This window comes from Kocuria sp. ICS0012, from assembly GCF_001665945.1.
Taxonomy (GTDB): domain Bacteria; phylum Actinomycetota; class Actinomycetes; order Actinomycetales; family Micrococcaceae; genus Kocuria; species Kocuria marina.
In genome coordinates this window covers 1-23,784 of record NZ_LZMM01000048.1, presented here as the reverse complement: position 1 = coordinate 23,784, position 23,784 = coordinate 1, and the positions used below count along the sequence as shown (strand labels likewise).

18 protein-coding genes are annotated in these 23,784 nt (G+C 68.5%); 13 read left to right on the top strand and 5 right to left on the bottom strand.

Annotated features, from left to right (window positions below; genetic code table 11):
- Nucleotides 1-1,212, top strand: a complete 1,212-nt coding sequence (locus A5728_RS08350) for a TerC family protein (RefSeq protein ID WP_064846601.1) — start codon at nucleotides 1-3, stop codon at nucleotides 1,210-1,212.
- Between the two features lie 297 nt (nucleotides 1,213-1,509).
- Nucleotides 1,510-2,892: a TerC family protein gene (locus A5728_RS08345; protein WP_082943339.1), complete on the top strand. Its 1,383-nt coding sequence runs from the start codon at nucleotides 1,510-1,512 to the stop codon at nucleotides 2,890-2,892.
- A gap of 60 nt (nucleotides 2,893-2,952) precedes the next feature.
- Here A5728_RS08345 and A5728_RS08340 read toward each other — a convergent pair whose 3' ends face one another.
- From A5728_RS08340 to A5728_RS08320, 5 genes are all read right to left on the bottom strand, one after another.
- The gene (locus tag A5728_RS08340) at nucleotides 2,953-3,453 is read right to left on the bottom strand and encodes a hypothetical protein (RefSeq protein WP_064846600.1); all 501 of its coding nucleotides are present in this window, start codon (nucleotides 3,451-3,453) and stop codon (nucleotides 2,953-2,955) included.
- Complete coding sequence (locus A5728_RS08335) at nucleotides 3,450-4,160, bottom strand: sigma factor-like helix-turn-helix DNA-binding protein (protein ID WP_064846599.1); 711 nt, start codon at nucleotides 4,158-4,160, stop codon at nucleotides 3,450-3,452. Before A5728_RS08335 ends, A5728_RS08340 begins: the two co-directional genes overlap by 4 nt.
- Nucleotides 4,161-4,245: 85 nt before the next feature.
- Nucleotides 4,246-6,858, bottom strand: a complete 2,613-nt coding sequence (locus A5728_RS08330; protein WP_064846598.1) for an RNA helicase — start codon at nucleotides 6,856-6,858, stop codon at nucleotides 4,246-4,248.
- A gap of 80 nt (nucleotides 6,859-6,938) precedes the next feature.
- Nucleotides 6,939-7,925 carry a bile acid:sodium symporter family protein gene (locus A5728_RS08325; protein WP_064846597.1) on the bottom strand — a complete coding sequence of 329 codons (987 nt, stop codon included), beginning with the start codon at nucleotides 7,923-7,925 and terminating at the stop codon, nucleotides 6,939-6,941.
- A complete protein-coding gene (locus A5728_RS08320) occupies nucleotides 7,922-8,578 on the bottom strand; it encodes an MBL fold metallo-hydrolase (protein ID WP_064846596.1) in 657 nt (218 codons plus the stop codon). The genes A5728_RS08325 and A5728_RS08320 overlap by 4 nt, the downstream gene beginning before the upstream one ends.
- 303 nt (nucleotides 8,579-8,881) lie before the next feature.
- Here A5728_RS08320 and A5728_RS08315 point away from each other — a divergent pair, with 303 nt between their 5' ends.
- The 11 genes from A5728_RS08315 to pgk all read left to right on the top strand — a co-directional run bounded on the left by A5728_RS08315 (nucleotide 8,882) and on the right by pgk (nucleotide 23,657).
- Nucleotides 8,882-9,433 carry a MarR family winged helix-turn-helix transcriptional regulator gene (locus A5728_RS08315; RefSeq protein WP_064846595.1) on the top strand — a complete coding sequence of 184 codons (552 nt, stop codon included), beginning with the start codon at nucleotides 8,882-8,884 and terminating at the stop codon, nucleotides 9,431-9,433.
- Nucleotides 9,430-11,238, top strand: coding sequence for an MDR family MFS transporter (locus A5728_RS08310; RefSeq protein WP_064846594.1), 1,809 nt, complete (start codon nucleotides 9,430-9,432; stop codon nucleotides 11,236-11,238). The genes A5728_RS08315 and A5728_RS08310 overlap by 4 nt, the downstream gene beginning before the upstream one ends.
- A gap of 200 nt (nucleotides 11,239-11,438) precedes the next feature.
- Complete coding sequence (gene uvrA / locus A5728_RS08305) at nucleotides 11,439-14,546, top strand: excinuclease ABC subunit UvrA (RefSeq protein WP_369795624.1); 3,108 nt, start codon at nucleotides 11,439-11,441, stop codon at nucleotides 14,544-14,546.
- Entirely contained in the window at nucleotides 14,543-15,229 is a 687-nt protein-coding gene (locus A5728_RS08300) for an HAD family hydrolase (RefSeq protein WP_064846593.1), read from the top strand. Before uvrA ends, A5728_RS08300 begins: the two co-directional genes overlap by 4 nt.
- Before the next feature lie 14 nt (nucleotides 15,230-15,243).
- On the top strand, nucleotides 15,244-15,930 hold the full coding sequence (locus A5728_RS08295) for a 1-acyl-sn-glycerol-3-phosphate acyltransferase (protein WP_064846607.1): 687 nt from the start codon (nucleotides 15,244-15,246) through the stop codon (nucleotides 15,928-15,930).
- The gene (uvrC, locus tag A5728_RS08290; RefSeq protein ID WP_064846592.1) at nucleotides 15,923-17,986 is read left to right on the top strand and encodes an excinuclease ABC subunit UvrC; all 2,064 of its coding nucleotides are present in this window, start codon (nucleotides 15,923-15,925) and stop codon (nucleotides 17,984-17,986) included. Before A5728_RS08295 ends, uvrC begins: the two co-directional genes overlap by 8 nt.
- Nucleotides 17,987-18,044: 58 nt before the next feature.
- Nucleotides 18,045-18,962 (top strand): RNase adapter RapZ, encoded by a 918-nt coding sequence (gene rapZ, locus A5728_RS08285; RefSeq protein WP_064846591.1) that lies wholly within the window; start codon nucleotides 18,045-18,047, stop codon nucleotides 18,960-18,962.
- Between the two features lie 26 nt (nucleotides 18,963-18,988).
- Nucleotides 18,989-20,062: a uridine diphosphate-N-acetylglucosamine-binding protein YvcK gene (yvcK, locus tag A5728_RS08280; RefSeq protein ID WP_094067113.1), complete on the top strand. Its 1,074-nt coding sequence runs from the start codon at nucleotides 18,989-18,991 to the stop codon at nucleotides 20,060-20,062.
- 51 nt (nucleotides 20,063-20,113) lie between these two features.
- Nucleotides 20,114-21,103, top strand: a complete 990-nt coding sequence (whiA, locus tag A5728_RS08275) for a DNA-binding protein WhiA (protein ID WP_035962064.1) — start codon at nucleotides 20,114-20,116, stop codon at nucleotides 21,101-21,103.
- 237 nt (nucleotides 21,104-21,340) lie between these two features.
- Complete coding sequence (gene gap, locus A5728_RS08270; protein WP_064846590.1) at nucleotides 21,341-22,348, top strand: type I glyceraldehyde-3-phosphate dehydrogenase; 1,008 nt, start codon at nucleotides 21,341-21,343, stop codon at nucleotides 22,346-22,348.
- Nucleotides 22,349-22,433: 85 nt separating this feature from the next.
- Nucleotides 22,434-23,657, top strand: coding sequence for a phosphoglycerate kinase (gene pgk / locus A5728_RS08265; RefSeq protein WP_206478520.1), 1,224 nt, complete (start codon nucleotides 22,434-22,436; stop codon nucleotides 23,655-23,657).
- The last annotated feature ends 127 nt before the right edge of the window (nucleotides 23,658-23,784 follow it).

Below are 23,784 nucleotides of genomic sequence, written 5' to 3'. Positions count from 1 at the left end.
GTGGAGGTTTCCGGTCTGCAATGGGGGGTCACCATCGCGGTGATCGTGGGGTTGCTTGCGTACGACTTCATCTTCCACGCGCGCAAACCGCACGAACCCAGCATCAAGGAAGCGGCGCTGTGGACCAGCCTGTACGTGTCCCTGGCCCTGATCTTCGGCCTGCTGATCCTGTTCTGGGACGGCCCGGGCTTCGCGGCACAGTACTACGCGGGCTTCGTGACCGAGCAGGCACTGTCCGTGGACAATCTGTTCGTGTTCTTGATCATCATGGCATCCTTCAAGGTGCCCCGGGCGGACCAGCAAAAGGTGCTCCTGTTCGGCATCGTGGTGGCTCTGATCGCCCGCACGGTGTTCATCTTCATCGGCGCGGCCGCGATCAACCGGTGGTCCGCGCTGTTCTACGTGTTCGGTCTGTTCCTGCTCTACACCGCGGGCAACCTGGTCAAGGGTGAGGTCACGGACAAGGACGAGGGAGACGAGGCCAACAACGTGATGGTTCGTCTGGCCAAGCGCTTCCTCAAGACCACGGACGAGTACGACGGCGACAAGCTGTTCACCGAGGTCGACGGCAAGCGCGTGATGACCCCCATGCTGCTGGTCATGGTGGCCATCGGGCTCACGGACATCATGTTCGCCCTGGACTCCATTCCCGCGATCTTCGGTCTCACCCAGGAGACCTACATCGTGTTCACGGCCACCGCGTTCTCCCTCATGGGTCTGCGTCAGCTGTACTTCCTGATCGACGGTCTGCTGGACCGGTTGATCTACCTCTCGTGGGGTCTCGCGATCATCCTGGGCTTCATCGGCGTGAAGCTCATCCTGCACGCCCTGCACGAGAACACCCTGCCGTTCATCAACGACGGCGAGCCCGTGCACGTGGTCGAGGTGACCACCGGGTTCTCACTGGCCGTGATCCTGGGGGTGTTGATCGTGACCGTGCTCGCATCGCTGTTCAGCCCCAAGGGCCGCGCGGTGCGCATCGTCAACGGCGCGCGCGACTGGGCCGAACGCTACCTGGACCTACCCGAGGACGCGCCCCGGGACGAGCGGGTCAAGGCCGCGGAGAAGATGACCAAGTACCGGGAACTGCTGCCCACCGTGAAGGAGAAGTACCGGGACGAGCTCATCGAGTCCGAGGCCCGCTACCACGACCTGCTCGAACGGGCCCACGGATTGCGTCAGCACCGGCTCGCCCGGACCGAGAACCGCTGAGTTCGCGTCTCGCCCGAGGGCCCGTCCAGGGCCCGCCACCGTGGCCCGCTCACGGATCCGCCACGAGGCCCCGCCGGTGCACCGGTGGGGCCTCGCCCGTCACCGCGTGCCTCCACGCCGGGAAACCGGTACACTCTTGCCTGATCAAGGGAGTATCCCATCACTTCCGTGCACGTCAGTACGTCGGGCGCCGTCGCCGGGCCGGGCACGGACCACGCCGCACCCCGTCCTCCGCGTGAGGGCCGGCGCGTGGGGGAGAGACTTGTGCGGTACACCTCACCCACAAGGAGACCCTCCGTGGAGATCACATCCTTCCAATGGGGCATCACGATCGCCCTGATCGTGGGCCTGCTGGCCTACGACTTCATCTTCCACGTGCGTAAGGCGCACGAACCGTCGATCAAGGAAGCGGCCATTTGGTCCGCGGCGTACGTGGGCATCGCGTTGCTGTTCGGCTTCGTGATCCTGTGGCTGGACGGCCCCACGCTCATGGCCGAGTACTACGGCGGCTACGTCACGGAGAAGGCGTTGTCGGTGGACAACCTCTTCGTGTTCCTGATCATCATCGGCTCGTTCGCGGTGCCCCGGGCGGACCAGCAGAAGGTGCTGCTGTTCGGCATCATCTTCGCGTTGATCGCCCGCACGGTGTTCATCTTCATCGGCGCGGCCGCGATCAACACCTTCGCGTGGGTCTTCTACCTCTTCGGCCTGATCCTGATCTTCACCGCGGGCAACCTGATCAAGGGCGAGGTCACGGACGACAAGTCGGACGAGGCCAACAACATCGTGGTGCGCCTGGCCAAGAAGGTCTTCCACACCACGGACTACTACGACGGCGACAAGCTGTTCACGAGGCACAACGGCAAGCGCGCGCTGACCCCCATGCTGCTCGTGATGGTCGCGATCGGTGGCACGGACATCCTCTTTGCCCTGGACTCGATCCCCGCGATCTTCGGCCTCACGCAGGAGCCGTACATCGTGTTCACGGCCACCGCGTTCTCCCTCATGGGTCTGCGCCAGTTGTACTTCCTGATCGACGGTCTGCTGGACCGGTTGATCTACCTCTCGTGGGGCCTGTCCATCATCCTCGCGTTCATCGGTGTGAAGCTCATCCTGCACGCGCTGCACGAGAACACCCTGCCGTTCATCAACGACGGCGAGCACGTGGCCGTCGCCGAAATTGGGATCGGCACGTCCCTCACGGTGATCATCTCCGTGCTCGTGCTCACCGTCCTCATCTCGCTGTACAGCCCCAAGGGCCGCGCGCTGCGCACCATCCAGAAGACGCAGGACCTCACCGAGAAGTACCTGGCTCTCCCGCAGGACGCGGACGCCGAGGAGCGTCACAAGATCGCCGGGGAGCTCGCGCGGCTGCAGAAGCGTTTCCCGCGGATCTCGGAGAAGCACAAGAACGAGCTGATCGATTCCCGCGCTCGGTTCCGTAAGATGCTCGAGACCGCCCGGGGTCAGCACCGCGAGTTCGAGGAGACCGGCCGGGTGCAGACCCCTTCCCCGGACTTTGCCGAAGAGAGCCACCGCGACGACACCGCCTCCCCGGCCGCCCCGGGGGCCAACACGGGCAAGGCCGCTCCGGCGGGTGAAGCGGCCGCGGACGCCACGCCGGGTGCGGGGACCGCCCGCGGCGACTCCTCGGGCGGGGGCTCCACCGCGGCGCGGTAGCCACCCGGCTGCCCGAGGCGTACGACGACGCCGCTCGAACCGGTCCGCGGGGCCCGTTCCCTATCCTGGGAACGGGCCCCGCGGCGTCGTGCACCACAGCGCAGCACCGGCGAACAACGCGGCCCATAGCAGGGACACGAGGGTGCCGATGATGAACTGTTCGCGCTGCTGGGCGTTGGTGAACTCGCCGTAGCGGGCCAGGCCCTTGATCGCCACGACCACGCCGATCCCGGCGACCATGCCCGTGAGCAGCGAGACGATGGCGCCGGCGCGTTCCAGCGCACCGATGACCAGACCTCCGCGCAGCGGCGGGTCCACGGGTTCCGCCGTGGCCTCGGAGTCGTCCCACGGGCTCTTCGCCGGACGCAGGCGTTCGTGGGAGACGTCCGCGAAGCGGAAGACCCCGCGCACCACAGGGTCGCCGGACAGGGCCCCGGCGATCAGCAGCGCGGGATAGGCCCATTCCCGGGGCACGGTCCCCGCGAACACGGTCCAGATCGCGGTGGTCAGCACCAGGGCTGCGGGGAGGACCGCGGTGGTGAGCGGGCGCAGGAAGCTCACGCGTCACCGCCCGAGGTGGTGTCGCCACTCGAGGCGACATCCTCCGGCGAGGAGGCGTTCTTCGAGGAGGTGGCGTCCTGCGCTGAGGGGGCCGCGGCGTCCGGAGCGTGGCCAGAGGGGGAGTGCTCGTCCGCGAGTCGGAACAACGCCTCGAGGGTCTCGTGGACCGTGTGTTCCTCGTGCCACAGCGCTGCGCTGAGCCGCCGGGACACCGAGGACTGGGTGATCCCGAGCCCCTCGGCGATCTCCTGTTGCGTGAGCCCCCGGTCGGCGAGTTCCGTGGCCTGCGCCCCGGCCTCGGAACGCCGGGCCCGCACGGCACACACCAGATCCACCACGCTGCCCGCGCGCCGCGCCCACTCGTTGCCGGCCACGACCGGACGGCCGCGCTCCTTCGCGGCGTTCACGGCATCCCGCGCGGCCACGAAGGCCTCGCCCGTAGCTTCGCGCACGGACGACGGCAGGGGGTCGTCCACCGCGCCGATGCCCACGCCCACGTGCCAGTGCCCGGCGTCGGCGAGCGCGAGGACCGCGCGGACGATCGCGGCGGCGTCGTCGTAGAGCGCCTGCAGCTCATCGCCCGCGCTGATCTCCCAATCGAGGACCGGGCGGGGGAGTTCCTCCTGCAGAGCCGTGCGCTGCCGTCCCATGTGCAGCTCGGCGGCGCGGCCGCGGGAATCGCGGCGGTCGATCGTCAGGGCGAACACGAACTCCTCCTCACCCTATGCATCCTAAAGTGCATATTATCCGATGATGCGTCTCCACATGCATGGCTTCTGGGATAACCGGTGCTCAGCGTCTCGTGTCGGTGATGGGACCCACGTTGTCCACGAGGACCACGGGGAAGCCGTCCTCGTCCGACGCCGCGAGGTCGACGCGCGCGTTGATACCCCAGTCGTGGTGCCCGTCCGGATCGTCGAAGACCTGCGTGACGGTCCAGAACCCGGTCATTCCCTCGGGGTCCTCGGTGATGCGGATCAGAGACGGCCCGCGGGACTGGGCGTCCGTGTAGATGTCCTCGTACTCGTCGAAGTACGTGTCCATCGCGTCCGCCCAGCGGTCGCGGTCCCACCCGGTTCTCTCGTCCAGGGCCCCGAGCACCTTGTCCTTCTCCTGCGCGAACAGTTCCACGCGCTGGAACAGGGCATTACGCACCATCACGCGGAACGCACGGGGGTTCGCGGTGACGCCTTCCGGCTGTTCGGCCACGAGTTCCTTGAGGGAGTCCGCGCCCGTGCCCATGGGGGATTCCTCCCCGGAGGCCAGCTTCTCCCATTCGTCCAGCAGGGAGTTGTCGGTCTGGCGGATGCTCTCCCCGAGCCATTCCACCAGGTCGGTGAGCGACTCGGTCGTGGCGTCCACCGGGACCGTCTGGCGCAGGGCCTTGTACGCGTCCGAGAGGTAGCGCAGCAGGATGCCCTCGGAGCGGGCGAGACCGTAGAACTGCACGTAGTCCCCGAACGTCATGGCGCGCTCGTACATGTCCCGCACCACGGACTTGGGGGAAAGCTCGAACTGTGCGACCCACGGGGCGGAGGTTCGGTAGGTCTCGAACGACTGCTCGAGCAGTTCCCGCAACGGCTGGGGGTACGTGATCTCGTCCAACTCGCGCATGCGTTCCATGTACTCGAGGCCGTCGGCCTTCATGGTCGCGAGCGCCTCGCCCTTGACCTTCTTCTCCTGCAGGTTCAGCACCTGGCGCGGTTTCTCCAGCGTGGCCTCGATGACCGAGACGACGTCGAGCGCGTACGTCTCCGACTCCGGGTCCAGCAGGGTGAGCGCGGCCAGTGCGAACGGGGACAGCGGCTGGTTCAGCGCGAAGTTCTCCTGCAGCTCGACCGTGAGCCGGTAGCGGCGCCCGGTCTCGTCCGGCTCAGGCAGGCGTACGACGACGCCCGCGCGCAGCAGTTCCTTGAGGATCGCGAGCGCCTGGCGCAGCAGCAGGCGTTGGCGCGGCCGTGGTTCGTCCACGCTCGTGAGCAAGCGGTACCCGGCGCCGATGTTGTCCCCGGGCCGCTGCAGCATGTTCAGGACCATGGAGTGGGTGATCGCGAAGGAGGACGTGAGCTGTTCGGGCTGGGCGGCCACGAGCGACTCGAACGTCTTGCGGCTCCAGGACACGAAGCCCTCCGGCGGCTTCTTCTTGGGCACCTGACGCAGTTTCTTCTGATCGTCCCCGTGCTTGGCCCGGGCCTTGGCCATGGCGCGTTCGTTCTCGATGACGTGCTCGGGGGCCTGGACCACCACGGTCCCCGCGGTGTCGTAGCCGGCGCGGCCCGCGCGGCCCGCGATCTGGTGGAACTCGCGGGCGCTGAGCCGGCGGGTGCGGCGACCGTCGAACTTGGACAGCGCCGTGATCAGCACGGTGCGAATGGGCACGTTGATCCCCACGCCTAGGGTGTCCGTCCCGCAGATCACCTTGAGCAGCCCGGTCTGGGCGAGCTGCTCCACGAGGCGGCGGTACTTGGGCAGCATGCCCGCGTGGTGCACCCCGATCCCGTGCCGCACGAGCCGGTTGAGCGTCTTGCCGAAGCCCGCGGAGAAGCGGAAGTCCTTGATCAGCTCCGCCACGCGCTGCTTCTCGTCCTTGCTGAGGACGTCCACAGACATCAAGTTCTGGGCCTGTTCCGCGGCCTGCAGCTGCGAGAAGTGCACCACGTACACCGGGGCCTGGTGGGTGCTGAGCAGTTCCTCGAGCTCCTCGTGGACGGGGCGCTCGGAGTAGTAGTGGTGCAGGGGGATGGGGCGTTCCGCGGAGGAGACGAGCGCGGTGGAACGGCCCGTGGTCTCGTTCAGGCGGTTCTCGATGCGGGTGACGTCCCCGAGGGTCGCGCTCATGAGCAGGAACTGCGCCTGGGGCAGTTCGATGAGCGGCACCTGCCACGCCCAGCCGCGCTGGGGATCGGAGTAGAAGTGGAACTCGTCCATGATCACCACGCCGAGGTCCGCGTCCGCACCCTCACGCAGGGCCACGTTCGCGAGGATCTCCGCGGTGCAGCACACGATCGGGGCGTTCTGGTTGACCGCGGAATCACCCGTGACCATGCCTACGTTCTCGGCGCCGAAGATCTCGCACAGGTCGAAGAACTTCTCGGACACCAGGGCCTTGATGGGCGCGGTGTAGTACGAGCGAGCCCCGCGAGCGAGCCCCGCGAAGTGCGCGGCCACGGCCACGGTGGACTTACCCGACCCCGTGGGGGTCGCGAGGATCACGTTGGACCCGTTGGCGACCTCCAGCACGGCTTCGTCCTGGGCGGGGTACAGCTCCATGTCCCGTGAGGCGATCCAGCCGAGGAACCCCTCGTAGATCTCGTCCTCGCTCAGGGGGTTGGACGCGAAATCACCGCGCAGGTACCGGTGCCCGGGGGCGGAGAGATCGGGGGCCAGGGAATCGAGGAGTTTCATCCCCGTCAGCCTATCGGCCCCCGCGGACACGCATACGGGCGTGTCCTGTGGAGGTGCACGGGAACGACGTCGCGACGTCGTCAGATGTTCGCGCGCCGCGCCGCGGCCGAATCCGCCCGGCGGCACAGCAGCGCGAAGACCGCGCCGGAGAGGTTGTGCCACACCGAGAACACCGCGCCGGGCAGGGCCGCGAGCGGGGACATGTACTGCGCCGCGAGACCCGCGGCGAGTCCGGAGTTCTGCATGCCGACCTCCACCGCGGTGGTCCGGCGCACGGGAGCCGGCTGTCCGGTTACCCGGCCGACCGCGTAACCCAGCAAATACCCGAGCACGTTGTGGATCGCGACGGCGGCGAGCACGAGCAGTCCCGCCTGGATGATCTTGTCCGCCGAGCCAGAGACCACGACCGCCACGATCACGGCGATGCCGAGTACCGACACCCACGGCAGCACGGGTAGCAAACGCTCGACCGCGCGGGGTAGCGTGAGGCGCACCACGAGTCCCGCGAGCACGGGCAGTAGGACGATCAGGGCGATCGACTTGGCCATGGCGGGGCCGTCGAGCGGCATATACGCGCCCGCGAGCCACAGCGTGAGGAACGGGGTGAGCAGCGGGGCGAGCAGCGTGGAGATGGACGTCATGGTCACGGACACGGCCACGTCACCGCGGGCCAGGTAGGACACCACGTTGGAGGACGTGCCGCCCGGGGCGCAGCCCACGAGGATCACGCCGGCCGCGATCTCCGGGGGCAGTCGCAGCAGCCAGGTCACGAGCAGCGCGATGGTCGGCATGAGGACGTACTGGGCCAACACACCCACGACGATCGGGACCGGGCGCTTGGCCACGAGCGCGAAGTCCACGGGACGCAGAGTGAGTCCCATCCCGAACATCACGAGACCCAGCAGGGGATTCGTCCAGCCCGCGGCCTGGTGCACCGTGGGGGCGAACGCGTATCCGACCACCCCGCCCGCGAGCACCAACAGGGGGAAGGCCAAGACGGCGACGTACGCGGCCCGGTCCGCCGTGTTACGCGCCGGGGCCGCGGCCCCGGACGAGGCGGCGCTCACCAGCCGCGTTCTTTCCACTCCTGCAGGTGCGGGCGTTCGGCGCCCAGGGTCGTGGGGTCGCCGTGGCCCGGGTGGATCACGGTGTCGTCCGGGAACTCGTCGAAGATCCGCTCGGTGACGTCCTGGTAGAGCTGCTGGAAGTCCTCGGGGGAGTTCGTCTTGCCGAGACCGCCGGGGAAGAGGGAGTCACCCGAGAAGATGTGGGCGGGCCCGGACGGGTCCCGGTACACCACCGCGATGGAGCCTGGGGTGTGCCCGCGCAGCTCGATGATGTCCAGCTCGAAACCGTCGAGCTCGGCGGTGTCCCCGTTCTCGAACGTGAGGTCCATGGGCACCGAGATGTCGTTCTCGTCCGCGGCACCGCACGCCGTCATGGCCTCCGAGTGCAAGGCCACGGACTCCAGCGCGCGCACGTGGTCCCAGTGCGAGTGGGTCGTGATGATCAACTGCAGGTTCCCCCAGTCGGAGCAGTCCCCGGACCCGGCGGCCACGAGACCGGCGATGGCGCGGGCGTCGTCCGCGGCGTCGATGAGCACCTGCGTGCCGTGCTCCTTGGAGGTGAGGAGGTACACGTTGTTGTCCATCTCGCTCACCGAAATGCGGCGGATGGTGATGTCGGCGAGTTCCGTGATCTCGGTCTGGGTAGCGATCATGCCCACGATTCTAGGCCGCCGAGTCACGCCGGGCTAATACGCGGCCGCGCGTGGGGAGGTGCGTGTAATGCAGACGACCCGCCCGGTGATGGACTACCGGAGCGTATAGATATATAGTTGCGCGAAGCAAATAAATAAGCTGGCGGCATCCGAGCGCCGCGTGCTCGCCCGACCGAGCGGCGTCGACCGCCGAGTCCTGCGAACCCAGCGGATCGCCCGGGTGGGCAGCAATGAACTCATGACCGCCCGCACCGGGTGCGGACCGCGCGCTACGGGCCCGGCACCCGAGGAACGGGGGAGTGGATGGGCGTGTCACACGCGACCGCCGAGGAGCTCGTGCGCGACTTGTTCGAGCTGCAACGCGTGACCCGCAAGGTGCTCAAGGCAGCGGCGCTGCACCGGGAACTGTCCATGGTGCACACCAACATCCTGAGCTATCTCGCGTGCGTGCCCGGACGCCGGGCAAAGGACATCGTGGCCGAGTCCGGCCTCGGGGCTTCAGGGATGAGCCGACACCTGAGCGCCCTCGAACACCTGGGGTACGTGACCCGCACACGGGATCTCGAGGACGGACGCGCGCAGATCGTGGAGATCACCGCCGAGGGTCGCAAGGCCCTCGAGGCGAACCTGCGCGCGGACGCCGAGACCCTCGTCGCCCGTCTGGGCGACCTGGGCGAGGACGAGGCAGAACGCACACGCGTGGACCTCAACCGGCTCACCGAACTCTTCCTGACATCACTGGGCATGTCCCGGGTCACGGCGGCCACGATCGCGCCGGAGCCCGGGGCGCAGCCCGGATCCCCGCACCCCACGGCGTCCGGTGACCCCGGTCGCGCAAAGGAGAACAGCCCGTGACGGCAGCCCAGGACACGCGCGGTAAGGCACGTACTACGCGAACGAGCGACCAGGAGCATCGGGACGTCCTGCGGGCGTTGACCGGCATCCTGGCCGCGTTCTTCATGGCCATGGTCACCCTGACCATCATCGGCACGGCACTGCCCGTCATCATGGCGGACCTGGGCGGAGACCAGACGGCACTGTCCTGGACGGTCACGGGCACCCTGTTGGCCAACGCCGTCACGACCCCCATGTGGGGCAAGCTCGCGGACCTTTTCGACAAGAAAAAGCTGCTGCTCATGGCCATCGCGATCTTCGTGATCGGTTCCGCCGCCGCGGGTCTCGCGGGATCCATCACCATGCTCGTGGTGGCGCGCGTGATCCAGGGCGTGGGTATGGGCGGCCTGATGGCGCTGGCCCAGACGATCCTGGGCACGATCATCCCGCCGCGCGAGCGCGGCCGGTACGCCGGGTACATGGGCGCGGTCATGGCCGTGGCCACGTCGGTGGGCCCGCTCCTGGGCGGGCTCATCGTGGACGCGTTCGGGTGGCGCTGGTGCTTCCTGATCCCCGTGCCGCTGTCGATCCTCGCGGCCGTGCTGATCGTGCGCACGCTGCACCTGCCCGAGACCACGCGTGAGACGGCGCCCACAGTGGACTTCCTGGGTATGGCCCTGCTCGCGGTGGCCACGTCCTCCCTGCTGTTGTGGGTGTCCTTCGCGGGCAAGCTCTTCGACTGGGGTTCGTGGGAGTCCATCCTGCTGATCGTGGTGGGCGTGCTCAGCACCTTGGCGTTCATCCTGGTGGAGCGACGCGCGAGCGAACCGACCATGCCCCTGCACGTGGTCACCGAGCGCACCACCGTGCTCGCGATCATCGCGGCGATCGCCACGGGTGGCGCCATGTTCGCGTCCACGACGTACCTGGGTCAGTACTTCCAGCTGGGCCAGGGCTACACACCCACCGAATCCGGGCTGCTCATGCTCCCGCAGGTCGTGGGATCGTTCCTGGGCTCCATGGTCGCAGGCCAGCTCATCACGCGTTTCGGCCGGTGGAAGCGGGTGTTGATCGCGGGCGCGGTAATCCTCGTGATCGGTCTGTTCCTGGCGTCCCAGCTGACCCACGCGACGCCCGCGTGGCTCGTGGGCATCTTCATCTGCCTCGTGGGTCTGGGCGTGGGCACGCTGAACCAGAACCTCGTGCTCGCCGTGCAGAATACCGTGGGCCTGAAGGACATGGGCTCCGCGTCCTCCGCGGTCGCATTCTTCCGCACCGTGGGTGGCGCCGTGGCGGTGTCTCTGTTCGGGGCACTGCTCACGCGTCACCTCTCGAGCGAGATGTCCCAGTTTGCCGCGGACCACGGTCTGGATGCCCACCAAACGCCCGACGCCGCGTCGATCGACCTCGCGGGGCTGCCCCCGGCAGTGCTGGAGGCCATTCGTGAGGCGTACGGCACCGGGACCGGGTTGCTCTTCCTCGTGGCCGGGATCGCATCGCTGGTAACCCTGGTGTGCGTGCTGCTCATGAAGGAGGTGCCGCTGCGCACCACGGTGGACGTCGCGGAGGTGGACCCGGAGACGGGTGAGATCACCATGGTGACCAAGCGCGTCAACCCCGTGGAAGCGGCCGGGCTGCGCATGCAGCACGCGGAGACCGGTGAACTGCCCGTGGTCGATCCCAAGGCCTCCGGGCTGCGGCGCTCCCACGGCGAGCGCGCCGAGGAGACGGCGCGTTCGGCCCGCGGGGCCCACGCCGCGCCGGTCGAGCCCGACTCCGCGGGGACCGCGCACCCGCATCCCCACCCTCGGCACCGGGCCGAGTAGGGTGCCCCGCTGCCGAATGAGTTGTCCACTCGCAGGGGACACGACGGACGACGGTGCAGCGCGCGATCCGGCCGGGAGGTCGCATTGCGCGCTGCGCTGATTCGTCCCTGGACCCGCTCGTCGTGTCGGTGGCTGGTAATAGAGTGACTGCCGTGTCTGAGCAAACCCGCCGAACCCCCAGTGACCGTTCGTCGAGCTCCGTGCTCGCGGAACGAGTGGCCCACGACCGTGCCCCGCGCACCCGCGCCTCCGGTGTCTCGGACCTGACCGAGATCGTGGTGCAGGGTGCCCGCGAGCACAACCTCAAGAACGTGGATCTGACCATCCCCCGCGATTCCATGGTCGTGTTCACGGGGCTGTCCGGGTCCGGGAAGTCCTCCCTGGCCTTCGACACCATCTTCGCCGAGGGTCAGCGCCGCTACGTGGAGTCGCTGTCCTCCTACGCCCGGATGTTCCTGGGCCGCGTGGACAAGCCGGACGTGGACTTCATCGAGGGGCTGTCCCCGGCGGTGTCCATCGACCAGAAGTCCACCTCGCGCAACCCGCGCTCCACGGTGGGCACGATCACCGAGATCTACGACTACATGCGTCTGCTGTGGGCGCGGATCGGCCACCCGCACTGCCCGGTGTGCGGTGAGCCCATCACCAAGCAGACGCCCCAGCAGATCGTGGACCAGCTGCTCGAGCTGCCCGAGCGCACCCGGTTCATGGTGCTCGCCCCCGTGGTCAAGGGTCGCAAGGGCGAGTTCCAGGACCTGTTCCAGCAGCTGAGCACCCAGGGATACGCGCGCGCCGTCGTGGACGGCGAGACCGTTCAGCTCGAGAACGCGCCCAAGCTCAAGAAGCAGTACAAGCACACGATCGACGTGGTCGTGGACCGCCTCACGGCCAAGCCGGACGCCCGGCAGCGGCTCACCGACTCGGTCGAGACCGCCCTGAACCTCGCGGACGGACGCGTGGTCATCGAGCTCGTGACCCGTGAGGGCGAGCAGTCCCCGTGGCACGAGACCCGCCGCACGTTTTCCGAGAACCTCGCGTGCCCCAACGAGCACGAGCTGCAGACGGACGAGATCGAGCCGCGCTCGTTCTCGTTCAACGCCCCGTTCGGCGCGTGCCCCGAGTGCGACGGCATCGGTTCGCGCCTCGAGGTGGACGAGGACCTCGTGGTTCCCAACCCGGACCTGTCCCTCGTGGAGGGCGCCATCGCGCCGTGGTCCCTGGGCAAAGCCACGAGTGACTACTGGAACCGCTTGCTCGCCGGACTCGGGGAGGAGGCCGGATTCGACCTCGTGACCCCGTGGAAGGACCTGCCGGCCAAGGCACGCAAGGCCATCCTGCACGGCAAGGACTACAAGGTCACCGTGGCCTACCGCAACCGGTGGGGCCGCGAGCGCCGGTATACGCAGGGCTTCGAGGGCGTGTTCGGCTATATCAAGCGCAAGCACGAGGAGACCGAGTCCGATCACGCCAAGGACCGCTACGAGCAGTACATGCGCCAGGTGGCGTGCCCCGAGTGCGGGGGCGCGCGGCTGAACCCCACGATCCTGGGGGTCACCGTGGGCGGGAAGAACATCGCCGAGGCCACACGCCTGCCCATGCGCGATTCCCTCGCGTTCTTCCAGCAGCTGGACCTTGACACCCGCGAGGCCAGGATCGGTGACCAGGTGCTCAAGGAGATCATCGCGCGCCTGACGTTCCTGATCGACGTCGGGCTGGACTACCTCAACCTGGAGCGGGCCGCGGCCACGCTGTCCGGCGGGGAGGCACAACGCATCCGGCTCGCCACCCAGATCGGTGCGGGGCTCGTGGGCGTGCTCTACGTCCTGGACGAGCCGTCCATCGGGCTGCACCAGCGCGACAACCGCCGACTCATCGACACCCTGCTGCGCTTGCGGGACATGGGCAACACCCTCATCGTGGTCGAGCACGACGAGGACACCATGCGCGAGGCCGACTGGATCGTGGACGTGGGCCCGGGCGCGGGCGTGCACGGTGGGGACGTGGTCCACTCCGGGACCTACGACCAGCTGCTCGAGAACCGCCGGTCCATCACGGCCGACTACCTCACCGGCCGCAAGCTGATCGAAGTCCCCACGACGCGGCGTCCCGTGGACAAGAAGCGGCAGCTCACGGTCGTGGGTGCGCGGGAGAACAACCTGCAGAACCTCACGGTGGACTTCCCGCTCGGGGTCTTCGTGGCCGTCACGGGCGTCTCCGGTTCGGGGAAGTCCACGCTCGTCAACGACATCCTCTACACGAGCCTGGCCAATCAGCTCAACGGCGCCAAGCAGGTGCCCGGTCGGCACAAGCGCATCGACGGTCTGGAACACCTGGACAAGGTCGTGCACGTGGACCAGAGCCCCATCGGGCGCACCCCGCGCTCCAACCCGGCCACGTACACGGGCGTGTTCGACAGGATCCGCAAGCTGTTTGCGGAGACCCAAGAGGCCAAGGTCCGCGGCTACCAGCAAGGCCGGTTCTCGTTCAACGTCAAGGGCGGGCGCTGCGAGGCATGCTCGGGTGACGGGACGCTGAAGATCGAGATGAACTTCCTGCCGGACGTCTACGTCCCGTGCGAGGTGTGCAAGGGCGCGCGCTACAACCGCGAGACCCTCGAGGTGCACTACAAGGGCAAGAACATCGCGGAGGTCCTGGACATGCCCATCGAGGAGGCGGCGGAGTTCTTCGCGCCGTTCACCGCGATCGCGCGCTACCTCACCACGCTCGTGGAGGTGGGCCTCGGGTACGTGCGGCTGGGTCAGCCCGCCACCACGCTCTCCGGCGGTGAGGCTCAGCGCGTCAAGCTCGCCGCGGAACTGCAGAAGCGTTCCAACGGGCGCACGATCTACGTCCTGGACGAGCCCACCACGGGTCTGCACTTCGAGGACATCCGCAAGCTGCTCATGGTGCTGCAGAGCCTGGTCGACAAGGGCAACAGCGTCATGACCATCGAGCACAACCTGGACGTCGTGAAGTCGGCGGACTGGATCGTGGACCTGGGCCCCAACGGGGGATCCGGCGGTGGCACGGTCGTGGCACAGGGCACCCCGGAGCAGGTCGCTCGCAACAAGGACAGCTTCACGGGGCAGTTCGTACGCGAGGTGCTCGAGCACTCCGCCGCCAGGGAGGCCGCCCACCGCAGCGACGCGGACGGCACTGCGAGTTCCGGCGAGGCCGCGCGCCCGGGGGACGCTGCGGACCCGGGCAACACCGCGGACGGCGCGGAGGCCCCGGGAGACGCGGAACCGGCCGACGGGACGCAGGAGAACCGGCAGCGCGCCGAGGCCGCGGTGGGGGACCGGGCATGAGCGTCCAGAGCCCCATCGTCCTGTGGGACCTGGACGGCACGGTCCTGGATCCCGCCGGGGCCATCACAGACGGGATCGCCGGCGCCCTGCGCTCGTGCGGCTTCGCCGTGCCCGAGAACCTCGGGCGCTTCGTGGGACCGCCGATCGGGGAGTCCCTGCGCCGGTTCACGGACGTCCCCGAGGACCGGATCGCGGAGGTCGCCGCGGTGTACCGTGCCGGGTACCTCGCGGAGGGCCTGGACCGCTCGCGCGTCTATCCGGGTGTCCGCGAGGTGCTGGGGTCGCTGCGCGAGCGCGGCGTGCGTCAGGCCGTGGCCACCCAGAAGCCCGAACACATCGCCGTGGAGGTCGTGTCGCGTTTCGGGCTGGACGAGTACTTCGAGACCGTGAGCGGCGCCGCGGACGATCTCGCGCAACCGAGCGGGTCCGGGCGGCTGCACGACAAGCCCGCGATCATCGGGGAGGCGCTGCGGCGCATGGGTGCGCTGCCCCCGGACCCCGCACGCACCGTGATGATCGGGGACCGCAGCTACGACGCCGACGGTGCCCGCAGCCACGGCATCGACTGCCTGGGCGCAGGATGGGGCTTCGCGCAACTCGGGGAACTGCGGGACGTGTGTGCCGCTGTCGCTCGTGAGCCCGGGGATTTGGCACACTTGCTCCAGCAATACACGGACCGGTAGGGGAGCGAGCAGTGATCACGAAATACGACCTGACCAAGGCCTCGGTGGCGCGCGCCCTGAGGCTGCTGTGTCGTCCCGTGATCACGGGTCTGGAGAACCTCCCGCAGGACGGCCCCGTGATCATCGCGTCCAACCACCTGTCCTTCCTGGACTCGGTCATCATCTCCGCGTTCATGCCCCGCCGGGTCAAGTTCATCGCCAAGGCGGAGTACGTCAACAGCCCCGGGATCAAGGGCAAGCTCATGCGCGAGGCCTTCGAGTTCATCGACATCATCCCCGTGACCCGCGGTCAGCAGAGCGAGTCCGTGGCGGCCCTGGATCCTGCCGTGGAACACCTCAAGCAGGGCAACGTGTTCGGGATCTACCCGGAGGGCACGCGCTCCCGGGACGGTTACCTGTACCGCGGGCACTCCGGCGTGGCCTACCTGGCCTACGTCACGGGCGCCCCGGTGGTGCCCGTGGGGCTGATCGGCACCCAGCGGTTGCAACCGCCCGGGGCTACCATGATCCGCCCCGCCAAGTTCGAGATGCACGTGGGGGAGCCCATCCCCACACCGGAGTCCCACGGGCATCAGACGGGCAAGCTGCGCAAGACCCACGTGGAGCAGATCATGACCACGATCGCGGGACTATCCGGGCAACCGCGCAAGGACGTGTACAACGTGTCCCCGTCCGTGCAGAGGGACGCCGGGCGTGGCTGACCCGGCGAGCTACAGACCGGCCCGACAGGACATCCCCACCAATCCGGGGGTCTACCGGTTCCGGGACGAACACGGCCGTGTGATCTACGTGGGCAAGGCCAAGAACCTGCGCAACCGGCTCTCGTCCTACTTCGCGCCCCTGCACCAGCTCGCGCCCAAGACCCGCACCATGGTCACCACGGCCGCGGCGGTGCAGTGGACCGTGGTGGGCTCGGAGTTCGAGTCCCTGCAGCTCGAGTACACGTGGATCAAAGAGTTCGCGCCCCGGTTCAACATCGCCTACCGGGACGACAAGTCCTATCCGTACCTGGCGGTCACGATGTCCGAGGACGTCCCGCGGGCGATGGTCACACGCGGGGAGAAGAAACCGGGCAACCGCTACTTCGGCCCCTATTCCCAGGCGTGGGCCATCCGGGACACCCTGGACGCCCTGTTGCGGGTCTTCCCCGTGCGCACGTGCACCAAGGGTGTGTTCCAGCGCGCCGAGCGCAGTGGCCGCCCGTGCCTGCTGGGTTACATCGACAAGTGCTCGGCGCCGTGCGTGGGGGAGATCTCCCGCGAGGACCACCGCCGGCTCGCCGACGACCTGTGCCGCTTCATGGCCGGGCACGCCAAGCCGTACATCCGGGAGCTCACGCGGCAAATGAACGAGGCCGCCGAGCGTATGGACTTCGAGACCGCTGCGGCACGCCGCGACGACGTCGGCGCGCTCGAACGGGCTTTCGAGCGCAACACGGTGGTGCTCGCGGACACCACGGACGCGGACTTCTTCGCGATTGCCGAGGACGAGCTCGAGGCCGCGGTCCAGGTGTTCTACGTGCGTGGTGGCCGGATCCGGGGTCAGCGCGGGTGGATCACCGAGAAGGTCGAGGACGTCACAACCGCCCAGCTCATGACCCACCTGTTGCAACAGGTCTACGGCGAGGCGCAATCGGAACTGGCCCCCGCGCCGTCGGCCCGCAGGAAACAGACCGCAGGCGGGAGCACGGACGTGGTCGCCAAGCACCGCCGCACGTCCGAGCTCGCGTACCGCCAGGACACGATCCCGCGCACGGTGTACGTGTCCGCGGAACCGGACGAGGCGGACGAGCTGCGCAACTGGCTCAGTGAGCTGCGCGGTTCCCAGGTGGCCATCCAACGGCCCCAGCGCGGTGACAAGGCGCAGCTGCTCGAGACCGTCGCGGAGAACGCGCGCCAGGCGCTGGCCCTGCACAAGTCCCGCCGCGCGGGGGACCTGACCACGCGCTCGGCGTCCCTGCAGCAGTTGCAGGAGGCCCTGGACCTCCCGGACGCCCTCATGCGCATCGAGTGCTACGACATCTCCCACGTCCAGGGCACCAATGTGGTCGCGTCCATGGTCGTGTTCGAGGACGGTCTGCCGCGCAAGTCGGAGTACCGCAAGTTCTCGATCACTGGCGACGCCGCACGGGACGACACCGCGTCCATGTACGACGTCATCCACCGCCGGTTCTCCCGCCACCTCGAACAGCAGCGCCGCGCCGCGGAGAAGGGCGTGCACAGCGGGGAGGTGGCCCCGGACGCCGACGACGCGCCCGCGCGCGCCTTCGCGTATCCCCCCAATCTCGTGATCGTGGACGGCGGCCCGCCCCAGGTCGCGGCGGCCCAGCGCGCCCTGGACGACCTCGGCGTGGACGACGTCCACGTGGTGGGTCTGGCCAAGCGGCTCGAGGAGGTGTGGGTGCCCGACGACGAGTTCCCGGTCATCCTGCCCCGCGCCTCGGAAGGGTTGTTCCTCATGCAGCGCGTGCGCGACGAGGCCCATCGTTTCGCGATCACGTTCCACCGGCAGAAGCGCTCCAAAGCCATGACGGTCTCCGCGCTCGACGACGTGCCTGGGCTGGGCCCGGCCAAGCAGAAGGCCCTGCTCAAGCACTTCGGCTCGGTCAAGAAACTGCGCGCCGCCACCGCGGAGGAGATCCTCGAGGTCAAGGGCTTCGGGCCCGCGTTGGCCACCAAGGTCGCGCAGACCCTCGGGGGCGGCACCGAGGCCCGGGAGCCGGCTGTGGATACCGAGACGGGCGAACTGCTCGACTGAAACTGGTCTACCCTGGAAACGAACCCTGCAGTCGGAAGATCAGGCGGTCCGTGACCACATGAGCAGCCCACCCCCGGAAGCCACGCCCTCCACCCTGGAACCGGTTAAGCCCCCCACGGCGGAGTTGCTGATCGTGACCGGGATGTCCGGGGCGGGTCGCTCCACGGCGGCCAACGCGCTCGAGGACCTCGGGTGGTATGTCGTGGACAACCTGCCCCCGCAGATGCTCGGGACGCTGGCGGACCTCGTGTCGCGGACCCCGCAGACCCTGCCCAAGCTCGCCGTGGTGATCGACGTGCGTGGCAAGGCACTGTTCAACGACATGCGTGAGACCCTCGCCGCGCTCGAACGCTCGGGCGTGGAGTTCTCGGTGCTGTTCCTCGAGGCCTCGGACGAGGTGATCGTCTCGCGCTACGAGCTCCAGCGCCGCCCCCACCCCCTGCAGGCGGGCGGCCGGATCCTGGACGGGATCCGCGCCGAGCGCGAGCTGTTGCGCGATCTGCGCGAGACCGCCGACTCCGTGCTGGACACCTCGTCCTTCAACGTGCACGCGCTGACCAAGGCCGTCGCGGACATGTTCTCCACGAGCGGTCCGGTGGTGCTGCGGCTCACGGTCATGAGCTTCGGGTTCAAGTACGGCGTGCCCGCGGACGCGAACTTCCTCGCGGACGTGCGTTTCATCCCCAATCCCCACTGGGTCCCCGCGTTGCGCCCGCGCACGGGCAAGGACCCCGAGGTACGGGACTACGTCTTCGGCCACCACGGCACGCCGACCTTCGTGGACCGCTTCGTGGCCATGCTCGAACCGGTGTTCGCCGGCTACCGCACCGAGAACAAGCACTACGCGAGCATCGCCATCGGGTGCACGGGAGGCAAGCACCGTTCCGTGGCGATCACCGAGGAGGTCGCGCGGCGGCTCAGCAAGTCCCCCCGCGTGACCGTCAACATCCAGCACCGGGACCTGGGCCGAGAGTAGTCCCGCCCCCAGAAATTACGGATTCCATGACTAACTTTCCTACGACGGGTGCGTTGCCCCGATTGCCGCTGAGCAGCCGACGCGACGTGGACCCCTACCACTCGTTGGACGCCTCCGCGCGCGCGTCCCTGACGGATGCCGATTCCGTGGTCGCCCTGGGTGGCGGTCACGGGTTGTCCGCGAGCCTGTCCGCCCTGCGTCTGTTGGCGCCGGCCCTCACAGCCGTGGTCACGGTCGCGGACGACGGCGGATCGTCCGGTCGACTGCGCAACGACCTGGGCGTCCTGCCGCCCGGCGATCTGCGGATGGCGCTGGCGGCGCTGTGCGACGACTCCCAATGGGGTCGCACGTGGAGCGACGTGATGCAGCACCGGTTCAGCATCAAGACCCACCCGGACGAGGGTCTGGACAACCACGCCCTGGGGAACCTGCTGATCGTAACGTTGTGGGAGCTGCTCGGCGACCCCGTGGAGGGACTGCGCTGGGCCGGTGCGCTGCTGGGTGCGCGCGGCCAGGTGCTACCCATGAGTTGCCTCCCGCTCGTGATCGAGGGGGATGTCTCGCCCGGGAGCAATCCCACGCAGGAGTGCCCCCCGGAGAAGATTACGCGCACCGTCACGGGCCAGTCACGGCTCGCCAAGGAGGCGGACGTGTGCAACGTGCGCCTGTCCCCGGCGGACGCCCCCGCGTGCCCGGAGGCCGTCACCGCGATCGAGGAGGCCGCGTGGGTCGTGCTCGGTCCCGGGTCGTGGCACACCTCCGTACTGCCGCACCTGTTGCTGTCCGAACTGCGGGACGCGATCTGCCGGTCCCCGGCCAAGCGTCTCGTCACGCTGAACCTCTCCCGGGATTCCGAGACCCTCAGCATGGGATCGGGGGACCAGCTGCGCGTGCTCAAGCGCTACGCCCCGGACCTGCGCCTGGACGTGGTGCTCGCGGACCCGTCCGCCGCGGAGTCCCCCAAGGACGTCGAGGCGGCGGCCGCCCAGCTCGGCGCCGTCGTGCACTGGGACTCGCTGCGGGACACGAGCGGCAGTTCGGTGCACAACCCCTTCAAACTGGCCGCGGCCTACCAGCAGATCATGAACGCGCAGCGCTGAGCGGGAGCCCCCGCCGCGCAGCACACGTACTCGGCAAGGAGATCGACAACCATGGCATTGACCGCTTCGGTCAAGGAAGAACTCTCGCACCTGCAGGTGCGCAAGTCTGCGGTGCGCGCGGCGGAGCTCTCGGCGCTATTGCGCTTCGCGGGCGGGCTGCACATCGTGGGCGGGCGAATCGTGGTGCAGGCGGAGCTGGACACCGAATCGGTCGCGCGCCGCGCGGCACGCGCCGTGGGGGAGGTCTTCGGCCACGAGTGCGAGCTCGGGGTGATCAGCGGCGGTGGTCTGCGCCGGGACCGTACGTGGGTCGTGCGGGTTGCCCGCGACGGTGAGGCGCTGGCCCGGCGCACCGGGTTGCTGGACGCCCACGGTCGTCCCGTGCGCGGTCTGCCGCCCACCGTAGTCAACGGCAGCGTCGAGGAGTCCGCCGCCGTGATCCGAGGTGCCTTCCTGGCCCACGGTTCGCTCACCGAACCGGGGCGGGCCGCGGCGATGGAATTCACGTGCCCCGGTCCCGAGGCAGCGCTCGCGCTCGTGGGTTCCGCGCGTCGGCTGGACGTGCTCGCCAAGGCGCGGCAGGTGCGCGGGGCGGACCGCGTCGTCGTGCGCGACGGGGACACGATCGCCACGCTGCTCACGCGCCTGGGCGCGCACCGCGCGCTGCTGCAGTGGGAGGACCGCCGTATGCGCAAGGAGGTCCGCGCCACGGCCAACCGGCTCGCGAACTTCGACGACGCCAACCTGCGCCGCTCCGCGCAGGCCGCGGTCACGGCGGGGGCCAAGGTCGAGCGTGCCCTGGACCTGCTCGGGGACGACGCCCCGGAGCATCTGCGGGCCGCCGGCCGGCTCCGGGTCGCCAACAAGCAGGCGAGCCTGGACGAGCTGGGTCGGTTGTCGGACCCGCCCCTGACCAAGGACGCGATCGCCGGGCGGATCCGCCGACTGCTCGCCATGGCGGACCGCCGTGCCGAGGAACTGGGTGTGGCCACGACCGCCGAGTTCGCCGCGCACGCTGGGTCGGAACAGCGCCGCGCATAGTAGCACCCGCGGGCAACACGCCGGTGCTGTGGGTTTTTGTGGGGTTTACGGGGGAGTCGCCTGAATGTGCGTCGAGCCCCTGTCGAACCGCGTGAGTTCTCGGTAGAATAGGACCGGAAGACCCGGCGGGCCTCGGACGACGTCGAGAACAGAGTGTGGGAGTTCTACCGTTTGGTTTGGATCCCACATCTCGACGGACCGGTACCCGCCAACCCCCGACAGACAGAGGAGATCGCAGTGACAGTCAAGGTTGGCATCAACGGTTTCGGACGGATCGGACGCTGCTTCGCGCGGGCCCTGTACACCGAGCACGGCCACGACATCGAGTTGGTCGCGGTGAACGACCTCACGGATCCGGAGACCTTGAAGCACCTGTTCGAGTTCGACTCCGTCATGGGCCGGCTCGGCGCGGACGTCACCCTGGACGGTGACATGATGACCGTGAACGGCCACCAGGTGAAGTTCCTGGCCGAGGCCGATCCCTCCAAGCTGCCCTGGGGCGAGCTCGGCGTGGACATTGTGATCGAGTGCACGGGCAGGTTCACGACCGGCCCCAAGATGCAGGCGCACCTGGACGCCGGTGCCAAGAAGGTCGTGCTCTCCGCACCGGGCAAGGAAGTGGACGGCACGTTCGTCTACGGCGTGAACCACGAATCCTACGACTCGGCCAGCATGAACCTGGTCTCCGCCGCGTCCTGCACCACCAACTGCCTCGCGCCGCTGGCCAAGGTCATCAACGACGAGTTCGGCATCGAGCGCGGTCTCATGACCACGATCCACGCCTACACGGGTGACCAGCGCCTGCACGACGCCCCGCACAAGGACCTGCGCCGCGCCCGCGCCGCCGCGCTGAGCATGATCCCCACGACCACCGGTGCCGCCGCCGCCGTGGGCCTCGTGCTGCCCGAGCTCAAGGGCAAGCTGGACGGCTTCGCCGTGCGCGTCCCGGTTCCCACCGGCTCGCTCGTGGACCTCACCGTGGACGTGGAGAAGGACGTCACGGTCGAGTCCGTGAACGCCGCGATCAAGCAGGCCGCCGAGGGCCCCTTCAAGGGCATCATCGAGTACTCCGAGGAAGCGCTCGTCTCCAAGGACATCGAGGGCTACGACGTCTCCACCGTGTTCGACGCGCCCCTGACCAAGGTCATCGACAACCAGGTCAAGGTCATCGCGTGGTACGACAACGAGTGGGGCTACACCCTCCGTCTCGTGGACTTCGTCTCCTACGTAGCGGATAAGCTCTGAGTCAGACCGCTCAGTGGCGCCGGTGCCCGCGGGTACCGGCGCCATTGTCATCAGTACGGCATCACCACAGGAAGGGATGACGGATATGGCCAAGTCACTGGACGATCTCATGGCAGAGGGGGTCGCGGGTCGCCGCGTGCTCGTGCGCTCGGACCTCAACGTTCCGCTTGACGGTTCCACCGTGACCGACGACGGTCGCGTGCGCGCGTCCTTACCGGTGCTCACCAAGCTCGCCGACGCCGGCGCACGCCTGATCGTCATGGCGCACCTCGGGCGCCCCAAGGGCACCGTGGACCCCAAGTACTCGATCGAGCCGGCCGCCGCGCGCCTGGCCGAGCTCGCGGACGCGGACGTCGTCGTCGCCTCGGACGTGGTGGGTCAGGACGCCCACGAGAAGGCCGAGGCCTTGCAGGACGGACAGATCCTCGTGCTCGAGAACGTGCGCTTCGACCCGCGCGAGACGTCCAAGGACGACGCCGAGCGGGAGGAGTTCGCGGCCGAGCTCGCGTCCCTGACGGGGGAGAACGGTGCGTACGTGGATGACGCCTTCGGGGCCGTGCACCGCAAGCACGCCTCCGTGTACGACATCGCCCGCGCGCTGCCCGGTTACCTGGGTGACCTGGTCAAGACCGAGGTGGACGTCCTGCGCAAGGTTATCTCCGATCCCGAGCGCCCGTTCGTGGTGGTCATGGGTGGGTCCAAGGTCTCCGACAAGCTGGCCGTGATCGACAACCTGATCGGTAAGGCGGACTCGCTGCTCATCGGAGGCGGCATGGTCTTCACGTTCCTCGCGGCCCAGGGTCACGCGGTGGGTTCGTCCCTGCTCGAGAAGGACCAGATCGACACCGTCAAGGGTTACCTGGACCGCGCCGCCGAGGCGGGCACCGAGATCGTGCTGCCCGTGGACGTTGTGTACGCCTCCGAGTTCTCCAAGGACGCCGAGCACGAGGTCCGCCCGGTCTCGGACATCGAGGGTGGGAAGATCGGTGACTCCGGCCTGGGCCTGGACATCGGCCCCGAGTCCGCCGAACTGTTCGCGCGCACGATCGCCGAGGCGAAGACCGTGTTCTGGAACGGTCCTGTGGGCGTGTTCGAGATGCCGGCGTTCGCCAACGGCACCAAGACCGTGGCGCAGGCCCTCGTGGACTCCGACGCCATGAGCGTGATCGGCGGCGGCGACTCCGCCTCCGCCGTGCGCAACCTGGGATACCGGGACGACCAGTTCGGCCACATCTCCACGGGGGGTGGCGCGTCGCTCGAGTACATCGAGGGTAAGGAACTGCCGGGCCTCGTGGCGCTGGGCGCCTGAGCCGCCGCACACCGTGATGCGTGGGGCCCGCCGCCGCGGGCCCCCCCCGCCCCGCCCCCGCCACAGCCACGCCGCACGACCGAAGGAGATCCAACCATGACCACCCAGACCAACGGTGTCTTTGGAC